Below are 12,534 nucleotides of genomic sequence, written 5' to 3'. Positions count from 1 at the left end.
TTAAACCCATACTGTATGAAAATTGAAAATATTCCTTTTCAGCTGATTAACTGGGACGAGGTAGAGGTGGTGGAAGTGCCGGGTTTAACAGGTAGCGCCATGAGCAAAATCTGGGAACTGGGTAACGTGCGGGTGCGCCTGGTGCAATACCTACCCGAGTACCAGGCTAATCATTGGAACCACCGGGGGCAGGTAATGCTGGTACTGGCAGGAGAGGTGCTGGTAACTTTAACCGATGGCCGAACCAGTATGGTACAAGCCGGCGAAACCTTTGTGGTAGCCGATAATACCGAGGCGCATAAAATTGCATCCGGCAACGGCGCTACCGTTTTTATTGTGGATTAACGTACAACAGGTAAATTTTAAAATGTAGTTGCTTTTAAATGGATAGGTAAATAATACAAATTTTATTTTAAACCTTTCGCTAAATAACTACCTTACAGTTTCCGCATTTTTTCAGGAAGAAGTAAAACTAAACTTTAAATAAAGCCTATGAAAAAGTTGTTAGCCTTTTTACTGATGGCTGCGCCTGCTTTTACCAGCGTAGCTCAAACCACAGTTCCTACCCCCGAAGTTCAGATTAAAGCAGCAGTTTTAGCTGCTCCCGCCGATAAACGCGATGGGGCCGCGGTATACGGTTACACCGGCGATGGTACCTTAACGCTGTTACGGAAAGGAACGAACGAGCTAATTTGCTTAGGCGATGACCCCAAGCAAAAAGGTTTTAATGCATCTTGTTATCACAAAGATTTAGAGCCTTTTATGGCGCGGGGCCGGGCACTTCGGAAAGCTGGTAAATCGGGCCAGGAAATTTTTGATACCCGCGAGCAAGAAGCCAAAGCCGGAAAATTAAAAATGCCGAAGAACCCGACCACCTTATTTTCTTTTTCGGCGGAAGAGGATGATTTTAACAAAACTACCGGCGAAGTAAAAAATGGTTACTTGCGTTCGGTGGTGTACATTCCGTTTGCTACTTCCGAGAGCACTGGTTTGCCGCTTAAACCCGATGGCCCCGGCTTGCCCTGGATTATGGATCCCGGAAAACACAACGCTCACATCATGATTAATCCACCTAAATCAGCTTCGCCGGCGAAATAAGAAAATTTAAAAATTCTTATTTCCCCTTATCTCAGGTGCGGTTTAGTTGCCGGATATCAATTTCGGATACAAAGCTATTTGGTTAATTAACAGAACTCAATTTAACTGAGCAGTTAATCTTATTGCTTTTGTGGGCTGAGATGCTGCATTTAACCAGGCTTTATATTCTAGCCCACTGGTGCGGATTTACTATCCTATTGGTATTATAAGCCACCGAGGTAAATCCGCACCCAAGTCATCCTAAACGGGTATTTGTTTACTTGTTGCGGATTTTTAACATTTCTGCATCAGCTAACCAGGAGAAATGCTTGAGGCAGCGGTAGGTGTTTTGGCTTGCTATGCTAAAGTATTTACCTTTGCTTCTTAAAAATATTGTATCTGCTTTACCGCCGCAAAATCTTACATGTTTGATAACCCAACCGCCTTATTTTTTAAATTTTTAAAGTTTGGGCTGGTGGGGTTTTCGGGTTTGCTGCTCGATTTTGGCATTACTTACCTTACCAAAGAAAAGCTGCGCTGGAATAAATACCTGGCCAATAGCTTGGGCTTTGCAGTAGCCTGCACCAGCAATTACCTGTTAAACCGGTGGTGGACTTTCCGGAGTGCTGATCCGGGCATCGCCGTTCAGTTTTCGAAATTTGTTTTAATTGCCTTGGTTGGATTAATACTAAACAACCTAATTCTATATTTACTCACCGAAAAAGCAAAACTTAACTTTTACGTTGCTAAGTTCTGCGCCATTGTACTGGTGTTCTTCTGGAATTTCTTTTTCAACTACTTCTTCACTTTCACGCTTTAAAAATGGTATTACAATATCTGATAAATGCGTACGTGCTCGTCCCGGTGAACCCGGGGGTTTAACCGGTATAGTACCCGGTCGTAGAGCGAAGGCGTAATGGTTTGTACTAGTTTTAACCGCGGATAAAGTTGTTGTAGGCGCTGCAAACGTTTATCTAAATCATCGGCACCCAATATCACCACGTAATTAGGAGTATAAGGGAGCTTGATCTCGGCCAGTAGAGTTTTCAGGGGCTTTTTGTCGTTTAAGCTATATACCATTACAAAATCAGCGGGCAAGGGAGTACCGGTTTTATATTTCTGCCACATATTCTTGCGGTCGGTTATAAATGGTTCGGCTTCGGCGGCCATGCGACCCAGGTAAAACAACGGTGGCATTTTAAAGCTGTGGTTGCCAAACTCCAGTAAGATGCCGTGCAAATTTTCTTTCCCGGATAAATAAACCAAGGGAGCAACCCGGGTTTTTTTAGTAAAAGTAAAAGCCAATGATACCCCAGTAGTAATATTTAAAACCCAGAAGAAAGTCCAACTGGCAGCCAATAGCTTACGACGGGTTTGCCAAAAGCGCGATTGCTGCACAAAACTTTGCCAGCCAATTACCCCCAAAATCATAATAATAGGGAAGAGCGGCAACATAAATCGTTCTTGCTTGTTCGGGAATGCCGAATGCACCGCAAAAAACAACAAGCCGGCTACAAACAAAGTAGGAGCAATTTTAGCAGTGCGGGCATAGCCAATGAGTAAATAAACACTGAGCGGCGGCACCAGAAAACCCAGAACAGTTAAAACATACCGGTATACCGGCCCGGTGCTATAACTATAGGCTTTATCGGAGTTATACAAAAAATACGTAACCACCGAATGAAACGGAAATTTGTAAAAAGTAATATCAATGGTGCCCTGAATAAGAAAAGCCACGATGCTAAAGCCTAAACCCAGGTAAATTACTTTTAACCATTGTTTTTGAAAAAGCAACACGAAGCCAGCCCCGGCGGCCAGCAACAGTACGTGGTAGCGCAGCACAAACGAAAGTGCCAGCAAAGCTCCTGCCCCTAGGTACCGCCAAAAAATTACTTTCTTGTTAGTGGAGTCGGGCTTTAAAATTAAATAAAAAGCGGCCAGGTATGGCGGAATACACGTTATCTCTACCAGGTTGCGCACGTTCATAAAGGGCATAAACCAAATAAGTGCCAGCATTAAACCCACCAACCGGGCGTTGCGCTGGTTCGAGAGGAGTTCGGTGATTTTATAGCCGTAATAAACTACCAGCAACGAGTATAGGGCGTGCAGCACGCGCACTACCACCATTTTACCTGTAGGGCTGGTTAAACCCAGCATTTCGCAAGCATAAAAAATAACGTAATGAATACCCGCGTAAAACATACTGTGTCGGGGCGGTATTTTATCATGAATCCAGATGGGCAGATTATACATCCAGCTCTGGGCAATTTCAATCACATCAAAATGATCGTCGTGAAAAGCATAACCTCTAGAGAAAAAAGCCGCCAGTAATCTAACAACTAGAGCTATAAGTAAAATTAAGGATAAAGGAATTAAATTGCCTTTAGTAGTATTAGCCGCGTTGGGTAAAGAAGAAAAATCGGGATTGGGGTCGGGAACTCTGGACGTTGATGACATAAATAATGAGAAAGGCTTCTAAAAAAATAGATGCTGCTATTTTATGCGTTCAACCCGCGGGCTTTATCTTTGACTTATGAATCGCTCATCCAGAAAGCCAACCCGTTGGTACCGCAAATTATGGCTTCTGGCCGTAATTGTAGTTATTAGCACGTTAATATTTTTTGCTTACGATGCTATTCAGTTTAAGCAGCAATTAGGTTTACTCACTCCTGAACAAAAAGAAGTACAAATTATAGGTCACGCTGGTCGGGCTTTTTTTTCGCCCTTAAACCCTTTTAATCCTTTACCGCCTAATAGCCGGGAATCGCTGCTGCGTACTTTACACGAAGATGGTGCTGACGGACTGGAGGTGGATGTACACGTAAGCCGCGACGGTATTCCGGTATTATACCACGACGAAACTTTAAATACCATGTCGGTGGGTAAAGGCCGGATTGAAGATTTGCTTGCCGATGACGTACTGAGTCTGGCGTATACAGGCGGTTGGTTTTATGATTTATTTCACGACGAAAAAATTATTTCGCTCGAAGATTTGCTGCGGGAACTACCCAAACAACCCGAGTACCCATACCTGCACCTGGATTTACGCAGCTATAATCCCAACCGGAACGCTTTTTTTGCCCAAAGTGTGATGAACTTACTCCGTAAATACCATTACCCACTAAATAAACTGTGCATTATTTACTCCAAACCCGATATGCTGAATGCTTTTCGGGAGGCAGAGCCTCAATTAAAGCTGTATCTGGACATAAGCGGTGATTTTAAAGAAAATTTAAAAATTATACGGGATAATCGCTTGCACGGCTTGGTAGCCGAAGGCAAAAGCATGGACGCTACCAAAATGAAAAAAGCCCGCGCGAATAACTTAGGAGTAATTTTATTTGGCGGCAAGGCGCGCAATACTATTTATAAAATGATTTTACTGCAACCCGATGCAATGGAAGTAAACAATGTAAAAGCCATGCGGGCTATGGTACGGTAATTACTATTCCCGGAAATCGAAAAATTTAAAAAATCAGTAACTCAGCACTGGCTTTTGCTCTAAAAAAGCAATGTTCTGCTCAATGGTTTCGGGGCTTAGTATTTCCAGGTGGGGCTGGGGTTTAGAAAGATTTAGAATATAGCCGGAGTACCCGTATAAGTTTTGTAAATCGTGGGTAATGCACAATACGGTTTTTTGCTGCTGGCTTACCCAACCGGCAATCAGCTCAAATACTTTTTTGCGGTGGTAAATATCCAGTTGCTGGGTAGGTTCGTCCAGTAAACACAGGCGGGTATCTTGCAGCATTAACTGCGCTAGCCACACCAGTTGCTGTTCGCCGCCGGAGAGCTGCGTAAAATCGCGGTGCGCCAGGTGGGTTATCTCCAGTGTTTCCAGTAGCGCATCTACCTGGCGGTAGTCGGTGGCGCTGTAATTTTCCAGAAAATGCTTTTTCCGGAGTAAGCCCATAACCACCAGGTCGCGCACGGGAATGGGAAAAGAAACGGTATTTTTTTGCGGCAGGTACGATAATAAACCCGTAGCACTCCGGCGGGATAAACCTTGCAGATTACGACCCTGAATCCGCACTTCGCCTTGTTGATAAGGCAACTGCCCGGTTAAAATTTTAAAAAAAGTGCTTTTGCCGCCGCCATTATGGCCCACAATAGCTACCAATGCTGGTTCGGGCACCGAAAAAAAAAGGTTGCGGATGAGCACACGATGCTCGTATCCGGCAACCAAGCCTTTAACTTCTAACATTTTATAATTAGAAATTATGAATTAGAAATTAGAAATAAGGATCACTAATTTTTAATTTCTAATTCATAATTTCTAATTTCTAATTTCTAATTTCTAATTAATTTTAATACTCATCCTCATTAAACATAAAGTCTTCTTTGGTTGGATAATCCGGCCAAACTTCTTCTATGTTTTCATATGGCTGACCATCATCTTCCAGGGCTTGCAGGTTTTCAACCACCTCCATCGGAGCGCCGGAACGAATAGAATAGTCAATTAATTCATCTTTTGTAGCAGGCCAGGGTGCATCTTCTAAATACGATGCCAATTCCAGTGTCCAATACATGTTTATATCTCCTTAAATACGTTAAAATGTGGAATGCTAAATAAAACCCAAAATATAAAAAAATAACTAAGTTTTAACTGAATATAGAAAAAGTAGTTATTTATTTTTAAAAACACAACGTTTAAACCAAGGTAAATGTTTGACTATGTTTTTAATTTTTGTAGCCGGTTTTACCCCGGTAAAATACCAGCTACGCTTTTAAATTAAAAAACTGCTGGTAAGTAACAGCATCTTAGCTGATTAATTTATTGCCGCCTTATTTTGCTAATTTTAATAATTTTAAAAATACGCGGAGTTCATTCGGGTTACTTAATTAGGTACTTCCCGGTTTAATTTACTTTTAAATAATTCTATAAGCTCGGTCTTGGTCCGGATTTTCCGGTTAAAGTTTTTTATTTTGCCCTGGATCATGGTCCGGAAAGCATCGTTGTTAGGGGCGCTCGAAAGTTTGCCTAAGTTGGTTTCCAGTACTTCCAGTTCTTGTTTATCGGATTTTATAAAATCCCGGAGCGCGTTAATGCGGTTATGCACTTGTTCGGCCTGGTTGTTTCTATCGGCGTTCGGGTATTTTTTGCGCATAAAATGCTCCAGACTGCTTACCTCAAAAACTTTGTCGCAGGCAATAATAAATTGCTCCCACACCCGGTCCGATTCCTCGCCTTTTACCGGACCTACTTTTTTCCAGGCGGCTTGCAATTCCTTGGCACGCGCCACAGCTTCGTGCGTGTTTAGCTGCAATAAGCCTTGCGCTTCAGCTACCAGTTGTTTTTTCTTGTTCAGGTTTTCTTCGAAGAAGCGATCTTTCGACTCGGTTTTGGTAACCGTAATCTTGTTTTTTAGCCGTTCGAAAAAGTAATTATGCGCTTTCCGGAAAGTATTCCATAGCTCCGTAGAAGTTTTGCGGGGTAAGTTACCGCCAATAGCTTTCCATTGATTTTGTAAATCTTTCAGTTTTTTGGTAGTACCCTCCCAATCTTCAGAGTTTTTCAGCGCTTCCGATTCAGCAATTAAGGCTTTATATTTATCCAGGGTGCGATTAAGCATGCTTTGCTTATCCTGGTAAAAATCTTTCTTGCGCTTAAAAAATACTTCCACCGCATTCCTGAACCGATCCTCAATTTCATCCGTCAGGGCTTTATCAATGGGGCCGGTTTTAATCCAGTTTTGCCGCAGTTCCTTTAACTTTTCGGTAGTGCCTTTCCAGTCAATGCTGTCCTGCAGGGCTTCGGCTTCTTCTATTAAGCCAATCTTGGTAGTTAAATTTTTATCCCGGTTTTTACTTATGGCAACTTTAATTTCGTTTTCGGCTTGCGTAAGCTGGTGAAAAATAGCTTCAAAATCGCCGAGAGCGTCGTATTTCCCAATAAGTTCCTTTAAATGCAGCACTTTCATCAGGAAAGAACCTTTATTTTCGGAAGTAGTAATTTTTTCCAGGAGGGCATTAACTTTCTCCTGAAACGTTTGAAAGCGAAAGGCAAAATACTGCAGCGATTCATCTTCTACTTCTTTCACATCGCCTACCTGGCGAGCCGGGAAATCCATAAAAGGCTTTAGCCACACCTGATTGTCCTGAATAAAGCCGTACTTCTTGGCTTCTTCCAATAAATCTTTGTTTTCCATCGAGGGAACGCGGTAAATTTAATTTCTAATTTTTTACAAGTTTAACCATTTCCAACTATTTTCATAATCAGAAACTATTATAATTTGCGATATTTGCCCACTTTTAAGGCATAATCCGCAGTTAGGGGAGTACTGCTGCTGAAATACGTAATATCTGTTAGTTTGATATGCTTGCGGAGAAACCAATTGCCTTTTTTAATTTTATCCGGAATCTTGTTCCGGAATTTAATAACTGATTACTACGACTATTGTAAACGAAAAGATAAGCATGAGTAGCGAAACCATTATTTTCTCGATGGCGGGTGTAAGTAAAATTTACCCTCCGCAAAAGCAAGTTTTAAAAAATATTTACCTCTCGTTTTTCTATGGGGCCAAAATTGGGGTACTGGGCTTAAACGGTTCCGGTAAGTCGAGTTTATTAAAAATCATTGCCGGCGTGGATAAGCAGTACCAGGGCGAAGTAGCTTTTTCGCCGGGTTACAGCGTGGGCTACCTGGAACAAGAACCGCAGCTCGACCCAAACAAAACGGTAAAAGAAATCATTGAAGAAGGTGTAGCCGAAGTAGTAGCGCTTTTAAAAGAATTCGACGAAATAAACGAAGCCTTTGCTGACCCGGATGCCGACTACGATAAACTCTTAACCCGCCAGGGCGAAGTGCAGGAAAAACTAGATCAGCACAACGCCTGGGAGCTCGATAACAAACTGGAGCGCGCCATGGATGCACTGCGCACGCCACCCGCCGAGGCCATTGTGGGCAATTTATCCGGAGGTGAAAAGCGGCGAGTAGCTCTATGCCGTTTGTTGTTGCAGGAACCCGATGTGTTATTGCTCGATGAACCAACCAACCACCTGGATGCCGAGAGTGTATTGTGGCTGGAGCAGCATTTGCAGCAGTATAAAGGTACCGTAATTGCCGTAACCCACGACCGGTATTTCCTGGATAAAGTAGCCGGTTGGATCTTAGAACTGGACCGCGGCGAAGGCATTCCGTGGAAAGGCAATTATACCAGTTGGCTGGAGCAAAAAGCTAACCGCTTAGCCAAAGAAGAAAAGCAGGAAAGCAAACGCCAGAAAACCTTACAACGCGAATTGGAATGGGCGCGCATGGCGCCGAAAGCGCGGCAGGCCAAATCCAAAGCCCGTTTAGGAAATTACGAAAAACTGGCCAGCGAAGAAGCCCGCGAGAAAGAACAAAAACTGGAATTATTTATTCCGGATGGTCCTCGTTTGGGTAATGTGGTAATTGAGGCCGAAGGACTGAGCAAAGCGTTCGGCGATAAGTTATTATTTGAAAATTTAACGTTTTCGTTGCCGCCAGCTGGTATTGTGGGTATTATCGGGCCAAATGGTGCGGGTAAATCTACTTTGTTCCGGCTTATTACCAATCGCGAAAAACCCGATGCCGGCACCATAACCGTTGGACCTACCGTAGAAACCGCTTACGTCGATCAGCAGCACGAATCTTTGGACCCGAACAAATCCGTATTCGAAACTATTTCGGGCGGTACCGAAACCATGTTGCTGGCTAACCGCCAAATTAATTCCCGAGCCTACGTGAGTAAATTTAACTTTACCGGCGCCGACCAGGAAAAGAAAGTAGGCGTTTTATCGGGCGGGGAGCGTAACCGCGTGCACCTGGCCATGACTTTAAAGCAAGGCGCTAACTTGTTGTTATTAGATGAGCCCACCAACGACCTGGACGTAAATGCGATCCGGGCCCTGGAAGATGCTTTGGAAAGTTTTGCCGGCTGCGCCGTAGTAATTTCGCACGACCGCTGGTTCCTGGACCGGATTGCTACCCACATTCTGGCTTTCGAAGGTGAATCGCAGGTGGTGTGGTTCGAAGGTAACTTCTCGGATTACGAAGAAGCCAAACGTAAACGCCTCGGCGATGTAGAGCCCAAACGCATTCGGTACAAAAAACTGGTGTAAGGCTATTCCTAAAACCGAAAAATTTAAAAAAGGCAGTTACCTAACTGCCTTTTTTGTTTTCATCGCTTTCCTGTTTTAAAAATTTATGCAATAAGCACCAACATCAGGACGGGAAAACCAAAATGAATTAAATTTATTATAACCTTCGGATTAATCGGTAAGTAACAAAGGATCGCGTAGATTTGTATCAAGATAAGCTGTCCGCGCGGAACCGTAATTAAATGCCTGTTACCGAAACCAATTCTTTCTTCAAGCAAAAGCGCACCGCCGCCGAGATTAAATCAGAAATTTTACTATCCTGTTTTAATACGTGGTATTCTTTTTACCTCCAGCAACCAAATTTAAAAATTTATAATCTGCAATATCTGGATTTGTTGGCTGGAGCCGGTAACCCGGAAGATGTTTCGCCCGCAACTATTTTGCAAACCGTAGTAAATGCCCATGAAACTTTACCCGAGCTAAACGAATCGTTGCAAACGTATTTTTACGCCGCGGCCAAAGGGGCTTCTGACAAGTTAAAGCTTGATTTAGAAGATCAGCCTTTTTTTGCTGCGTTGAAAAATTTACCTATTCACTTACCCGAAGCCGAAGCAACATTTACCTTTTCAGATACAACAGCAACTTTATTGGCCGCCGACCCTTTTGGCGCAGCTTACGCGCAGGAACTACTACTAAAAGCTTTAAACGGCGCGCATACCGATTTGTGGTTGTTGTTTAATTTGAACAAGTTAAAAGCCGCTACTACCCCGGGAAAAGAAAAAAGCCTATTCGCGGAACTGTTTGGTGCCCGGTGGGAGCCATTAAAACAAATGTTGCAGCAAGAAACAAACCTGCGCAAACGGGAGCAAAAAAGCGTGGAAGCCTTGGAAAATGCCCTGCGCGACCAAAACTATAATTGTGCGACATTGCGGATTAATTTACCCGGGAAAGATCAGTTGCAGTATTATTTAATGGTAGCGTCTAAGAATAAACCTTTGTATTTTCAATTCCGCGAAATACTGGAGCAGCACAGCGATTACCAAGCCGATGGCGTGCCTTTATTTCAGGTAAACCAAAAACCGCAACCCGTGGAGTTGCCTGAGTTTTTCCGGTACCTGCACCCGTATTGCCAGGAAAATTTGGTGGAAGAACTAGCGAATAGTCGAAGCCGTTTTCATTACAGCACCATTCAGGAGATTTACGAAGAACACGTAATTGGCACACCTTACCGCAAATTAAATTACCTGCAGGCTTTTGATAATTTAAAAAATCAAGGCTTGATTAATCTGGTCGACGAAAAAAACAAACAAGTAAAAAAGCTCGACGAAAACGCCATTGTTTTTTATAAGCTTCACCGCAGTAAGTAAAATCCAGAAACTTGTACTTATAGTTAAAGCAGTTCTTGTAAGGTAAAATTTTTAAAATTTAAAAATTTTCACCTTCTAGCTGTTGCGAACGGGTAGCTCATATCGCTATTAATTGTTGCACAAGAAACTCGCGCCAGCAACCGGAAGCATTACTTTACTTTTTTAAATTCCAGCTCCGCGAAAATAAAGTCCGGGTTATTCGCATCCAGGCGCATGTCGGTTATACTGCCATCTGGGCCAGGTAAAAACCGGACCCGGGTAGGGGTAAGCAAAGCATAATCGGTTTTCCAATCCAAATCGAAAATGTGGGTCTGCCAGGGCGATAAGCTGCCGTTTAGAGTGGGTGCTGCCACCAGTTGCAATTGCAGTTTATTGTTCGTGAGGGTTACGGTAGCATCGCCGTACAAAGGGCTGTTGTAGGTGCCGGTATAGGCCGCTAAAGAAATGGGTAACTGGTTTTTAGCCGGGACTTCGGTTTTATTTTTGGTATTTTGATTAACTGGCGCCGCTTTGTTTTTAGCAGCTAAGTAAAACTGGCTCCAATCGCGGGAATCCGGGGTTTTTAAAAAGGCATCCAGGGTTTGATTCGCCAAAGGAGTCATGATGCTGCTCATACTATTGGTTAAAATTACCATGCTCAAATTTTCTTCCGGCACCAACACTACCCGTGAGTTCATGCCTTCGTGGCCACCGCCATGCGCTACTATTTTCCGGCCTTGATAATCGGTTAAAAACCAACCTAAACCGGTGGCCGAGAAATGCGTGGAAGGCGAGATTACTTCGGCTTCTTTGCTTATAGGAATGGGTTGAACCGGCGCCCACATGTCGCGGGAAACAGCTTCGCTGAAGATGCGCTTGCCTTTATATGTACCGCGGTTTAACTGCAACCGAATCCATTGGGCATGTTGGCTAACCGAAGTAAAAATACCAGCGGCGGGGTTCCAGGCATCCCAAGGGGTAAAAGTGGTGGGTACGGGTTGTTGGTTGGCGTTAAAACCGTGCGGCGAAGCCTGATTGGGTTTGTCTTTTAATTCTCCCACCGAAACGTAGGATTGATTCATGCCCAATGGCTGGAAAAAACGGGTACGGGTTGTTGGTTGGCGTTAAAACCGTGCGGCGAAGCCTGATTGGGTTTGTCTTTTAATTCTCCCACCGAAACGTAGGATTGATTCATGCCCAATGGCTGGAAAAAACGGGTCCGGATAAAGTCTTCCCACTTCTGGCCCGAGATGGCTTCAATTACCTGACCGGCGGCAATAAACATGATGTTGGAATAACCATAACCATCCCGGAAAGCATAGGTAGATTTTAAAAACCGGGCCCTGCGCAAAATTTCTTCGCGTGAGTAGGTAGTGTTATACCACAACAAGTCGCCGCTATAAGTTGGCAATCCTACCCGGTGGCTTAGCAAATCCCGGATAGTAACGGCTTGCGTCACGTACGGATTATACAGTTGAAAGTAAGGTAAGTATTTTGTTACCGGATCGTTCCAGTTTAATTTGCCTTCGTCTACCAGAATGCCCAAAGCCGCCGCCGTAAAAGCTTTGGTGTTGGAGGCAATGCCAAATAAGGTGTTGCTGTTTACCTGGCCGCCGGTTTTGGCATTTAACACGCCATAGCCTTTGGCAAAAATCATGGAATCGTTTTTTACAATGGCAATCGCCATACCGGGTACGTTCCAGTCTTTGCGGGCTTTCTCGTAATAAGCATCCAACTTTTTAAGGTCGGGTAATGCCTGCGCCAGCAGCTTTCCTGAAAAAGAACAAGCGTAAGCTAATACCAAAAACAACAAAAAACACGTACGCTTCGGGGCTATAGATAACATAAGAGGTGGCTACATTTAACAGCAGCGAAGGTACAAAATACTTGGCATTGCTGAAGAACCAGAAACAAGAGGAAGCTTGAGTTTGAAGGTTTGGTGATTCCCAAATTTTTAAAAATTTACCAAGAAGCGGGGTAATGTAGATCTAAATAAGAAGGAGAAAGTTACTTGATTAAATTTGACAACTTAAGTCAAGACGGTTTAAAATTA

12 protein-coding genes are annotated in these 12,534 nt (G+C 43.5%); 6 read left to right on the top strand and 6 right to left on the bottom strand.

All coding sequences use genetic code 11. The features are described from left to right. The first annotated feature begins 15 nt into the window (after positions 1-15). The 3 genes from HUW51_RS03070 to HUW51_RS03060 all read left to right on the top strand — a co-directional run bounded on the left by HUW51_RS03070 (position 16) and on the right by HUW51_RS03060 (position 1,897). Positions 16-345, top strand: a complete 330-nt coding sequence (locus HUW51_RS03070) for a DHCW motif cupin fold protein (protein WP_185272537.1) — start codon at positions 16-18, stop codon at positions 343-345. Positions 346-492: 147 nt separating this feature from the next. Beyond that, on the top strand, positions 493-1,098 hold the full coding sequence (locus HUW51_RS03065; RefSeq protein WP_185272536.1) for a hypothetical protein: 606 nt from the start codon (positions 493-495) through the stop codon (positions 1,096-1,098). 403 nt (positions 1,099-1,501) lie between these two features. Next, entirely contained in the window at positions 1,502-1,897 is a 396-nt protein-coding gene (locus HUW51_RS03060) for a GtrA family protein (RefSeq protein WP_185272535.1), read from the top strand. Between the two features lie 8 nt (positions 1,898-1,905). Here HUW51_RS03060 and HUW51_RS03055 read toward each other — a convergent pair whose 3' ends face one another. Further along, positions 1,906-3,534: a glycosyltransferase family 39 protein gene (locus HUW51_RS03055; RefSeq protein WP_185272534.1), complete on the bottom strand. Its 1,629-nt coding sequence runs from the start codon at positions 3,532-3,534 to the stop codon at positions 1,906-1,908. Positions 3,535-3,610: 76 nt separating this feature from the next. Between HUW51_RS03055 and HUW51_RS03050 the strand changes: the two genes are divergently transcribed. Further along, positions 3,611-4,519, top strand: a complete 909-nt coding sequence (locus HUW51_RS03050) for a glycerophosphodiester phosphodiesterase (RefSeq protein ID WP_185272533.1) — start codon at positions 3,611-3,613, stop codon at positions 4,517-4,519. A 33-nt stretch (positions 4,520-4,552) separates the two neighbouring features. Here HUW51_RS03050 and HUW51_RS03045 read toward each other — a convergent pair whose 3' ends face one another. The 3 genes from HUW51_RS03045 to HUW51_RS03035 all read right to left on the bottom strand — a co-directional run bounded on the left by HUW51_RS03045 (position 4,553) and on the right by HUW51_RS03035 (position 7,223). After that, positions 4,553-5,278, bottom strand: a complete 726-nt coding sequence (locus HUW51_RS03045; protein ID WP_185272532.1) for an ABC transporter ATP-binding protein — start codon at positions 5,276-5,278, stop codon at positions 4,553-4,555. Between the two features lie 103 nt (positions 5,279-5,381). Continuing rightward, entirely contained in the window at positions 5,382-5,603 is a 222-nt protein-coding gene (locus HUW51_RS03040) for a DUF2795 domain-containing protein (protein ID WP_019948259.1), read from the bottom strand. Positions 5,604-5,912: 309 nt separating this feature from the next. Then, positions 5,913-7,223 carry a DUF349 domain-containing protein gene (locus HUW51_RS03035; RefSeq protein WP_185272531.1) on the bottom strand — a complete coding sequence of 437 codons (1,311 nt, stop codon included), beginning with the start codon at positions 7,221-7,223 and terminating at the stop codon, positions 5,913-5,915. Between the two features lie 268 nt (positions 7,224-7,491). On the opposite strand from HUW51_RS03035, the gene ettA reads away from it, so the two are divergent. Together ettA and HUW51_RS03025 are read left to right on the top strand one after the other, a co-directional pair. Further along, positions 7,492-9,156, top strand: coding sequence for an energy-dependent translational throttle protein EttA (gene ettA / locus HUW51_RS03030; RefSeq protein WP_185272530.1), 1,665 nt, complete (start codon positions 7,492-7,494; stop codon positions 9,154-9,156). Between the two features lie 221 nt (positions 9,157-9,377). Next, positions 9,378-10,502, top strand: a complete 1,125-nt coding sequence (locus tag HUW51_RS03025; RefSeq protein ID WP_185272529.1) for a class I SAM-dependent methyltransferase — start codon at positions 9,378-9,380, stop codon at positions 10,500-10,502. Between the two features lie 149 nt (positions 10,503-10,651). On the opposite strand, the gene HUW51_RS24705 is transcribed toward HUW51_RS03025, so the two are convergent. Together HUW51_RS24705 and HUW51_RS24700 are read right to left on the bottom strand one after the other, a co-directional pair. After that, the gene (locus HUW51_RS24705) at positions 10,652-11,563 is read right to left on the bottom strand and encodes a DUF3471 domain-containing protein (protein WP_185272528.1); all 912 of its coding nucleotides are present in this window, start codon (positions 11,561-11,563) and stop codon (positions 10,652-10,654) included. Beyond that, positions 11,560-12,327 (bottom strand): serine hydrolase domain-containing protein, encoded by a 768-nt coding sequence (locus tag HUW51_RS24700; RefSeq protein ID WP_185272527.1) that lies wholly within the window; start codon positions 12,325-12,327, stop codon positions 11,560-11,562. Before HUW51_RS24700 ends, HUW51_RS24705 begins: the two co-directional genes overlap by 4 nt. Between the last annotated feature and the right edge of the window lie 207 nt (positions 12,328-12,534).

This window comes from Adhaeribacter swui, assembly GCF_014217805.1.
Classification (GTDB): Bacteria; Bacteroidota; Bacteroidia; order Cytophagales; family Hymenobacteraceae; genus Adhaeribacter; species Adhaeribacter swui.
The sequence above is the reverse complement of the archived record's forward strand: the minus strand, read 5'-3'. Positions and strand labels throughout refer to the sequence as shown.

Coding starts and splice junctions, on each gene's coding strand:
- HUW51_RS03060 (WP_185272535.1), top strand. CDS start 1,502: ATGTTTGATAACCCAACCGCCTTATTTTTTAAATTTTTAAAGTTTGGG.
- HUW51_RS03045 (WP_185272532.1), bottom strand. CDS start 5,278: ATGTTAGAAGTTAAAGGCTTGGTTGCCGGATACGAGCATCGTGTGCTC.
- HUW51_RS03035 (WP_185272531.1), bottom strand. CDS start 7,223: ATGGAAAACAAAGATTTATTGGAAGAAGCCAAGAAGTACGGCTTTATT.
- HUW51_RS03055 (WP_185272534.1), bottom strand. CDS start 3,534: ATGTCATCAACGTCCAGAGTTCCCGACCCCAATCCCGATTTTTCTTCT.
- HUW51_RS03070 (WP_185272537.1), top strand. CDS start 16: ATGAAAATTGAAAATATTCCTTTTCAGCTGATTAACTGGGACGAGGTA.
- HUW51_RS03040 (WP_019948259.1), bottom strand. CDS start 5,603: ATGTATTGGACACTGGAATTGGCATCGTATTTAGAAGATGCACCCTGG.
- HUW51_RS24705 (WP_185272528.1), bottom strand. CDS start 11,563: ATGAATCAATCCTACGTTTCGGTGGGAGAATTAAAAGACAAACCCAAT.
- HUW51_RS24700 (WP_185272527.1), bottom strand. CDS start 12,327: ATGTTATCTATAGCCCCGAAGCGTACGTGTTTTTTGTTGTTTTTGGTA.
- HUW51_RS03050 (WP_185272533.1), top strand. CDS start 3,611: ATGAATCGCTCATCCAGAAAGCCAACCCGTTGGTACCGCAAATTATGG.
- HUW51_RS03025 (WP_185272529.1), top strand. CDS start 9,378: ATGCCTGTTACCGAAACCAATTCTTTCTTCAAGCAAAAGCGCACCGCC.
- HUW51_RS03065 (WP_185272536.1), top strand. CDS start 493: ATGAAAAAGTTGTTAGCCTTTTTACTGATGGCTGCGCCTGCTTTTACC.
- ettA (WP_185272530.1), top strand. CDS start 7,492: ATGAGTAGCGAAACCATTATTTTCTCGATGGCGGGTGTAAGTAAAATT.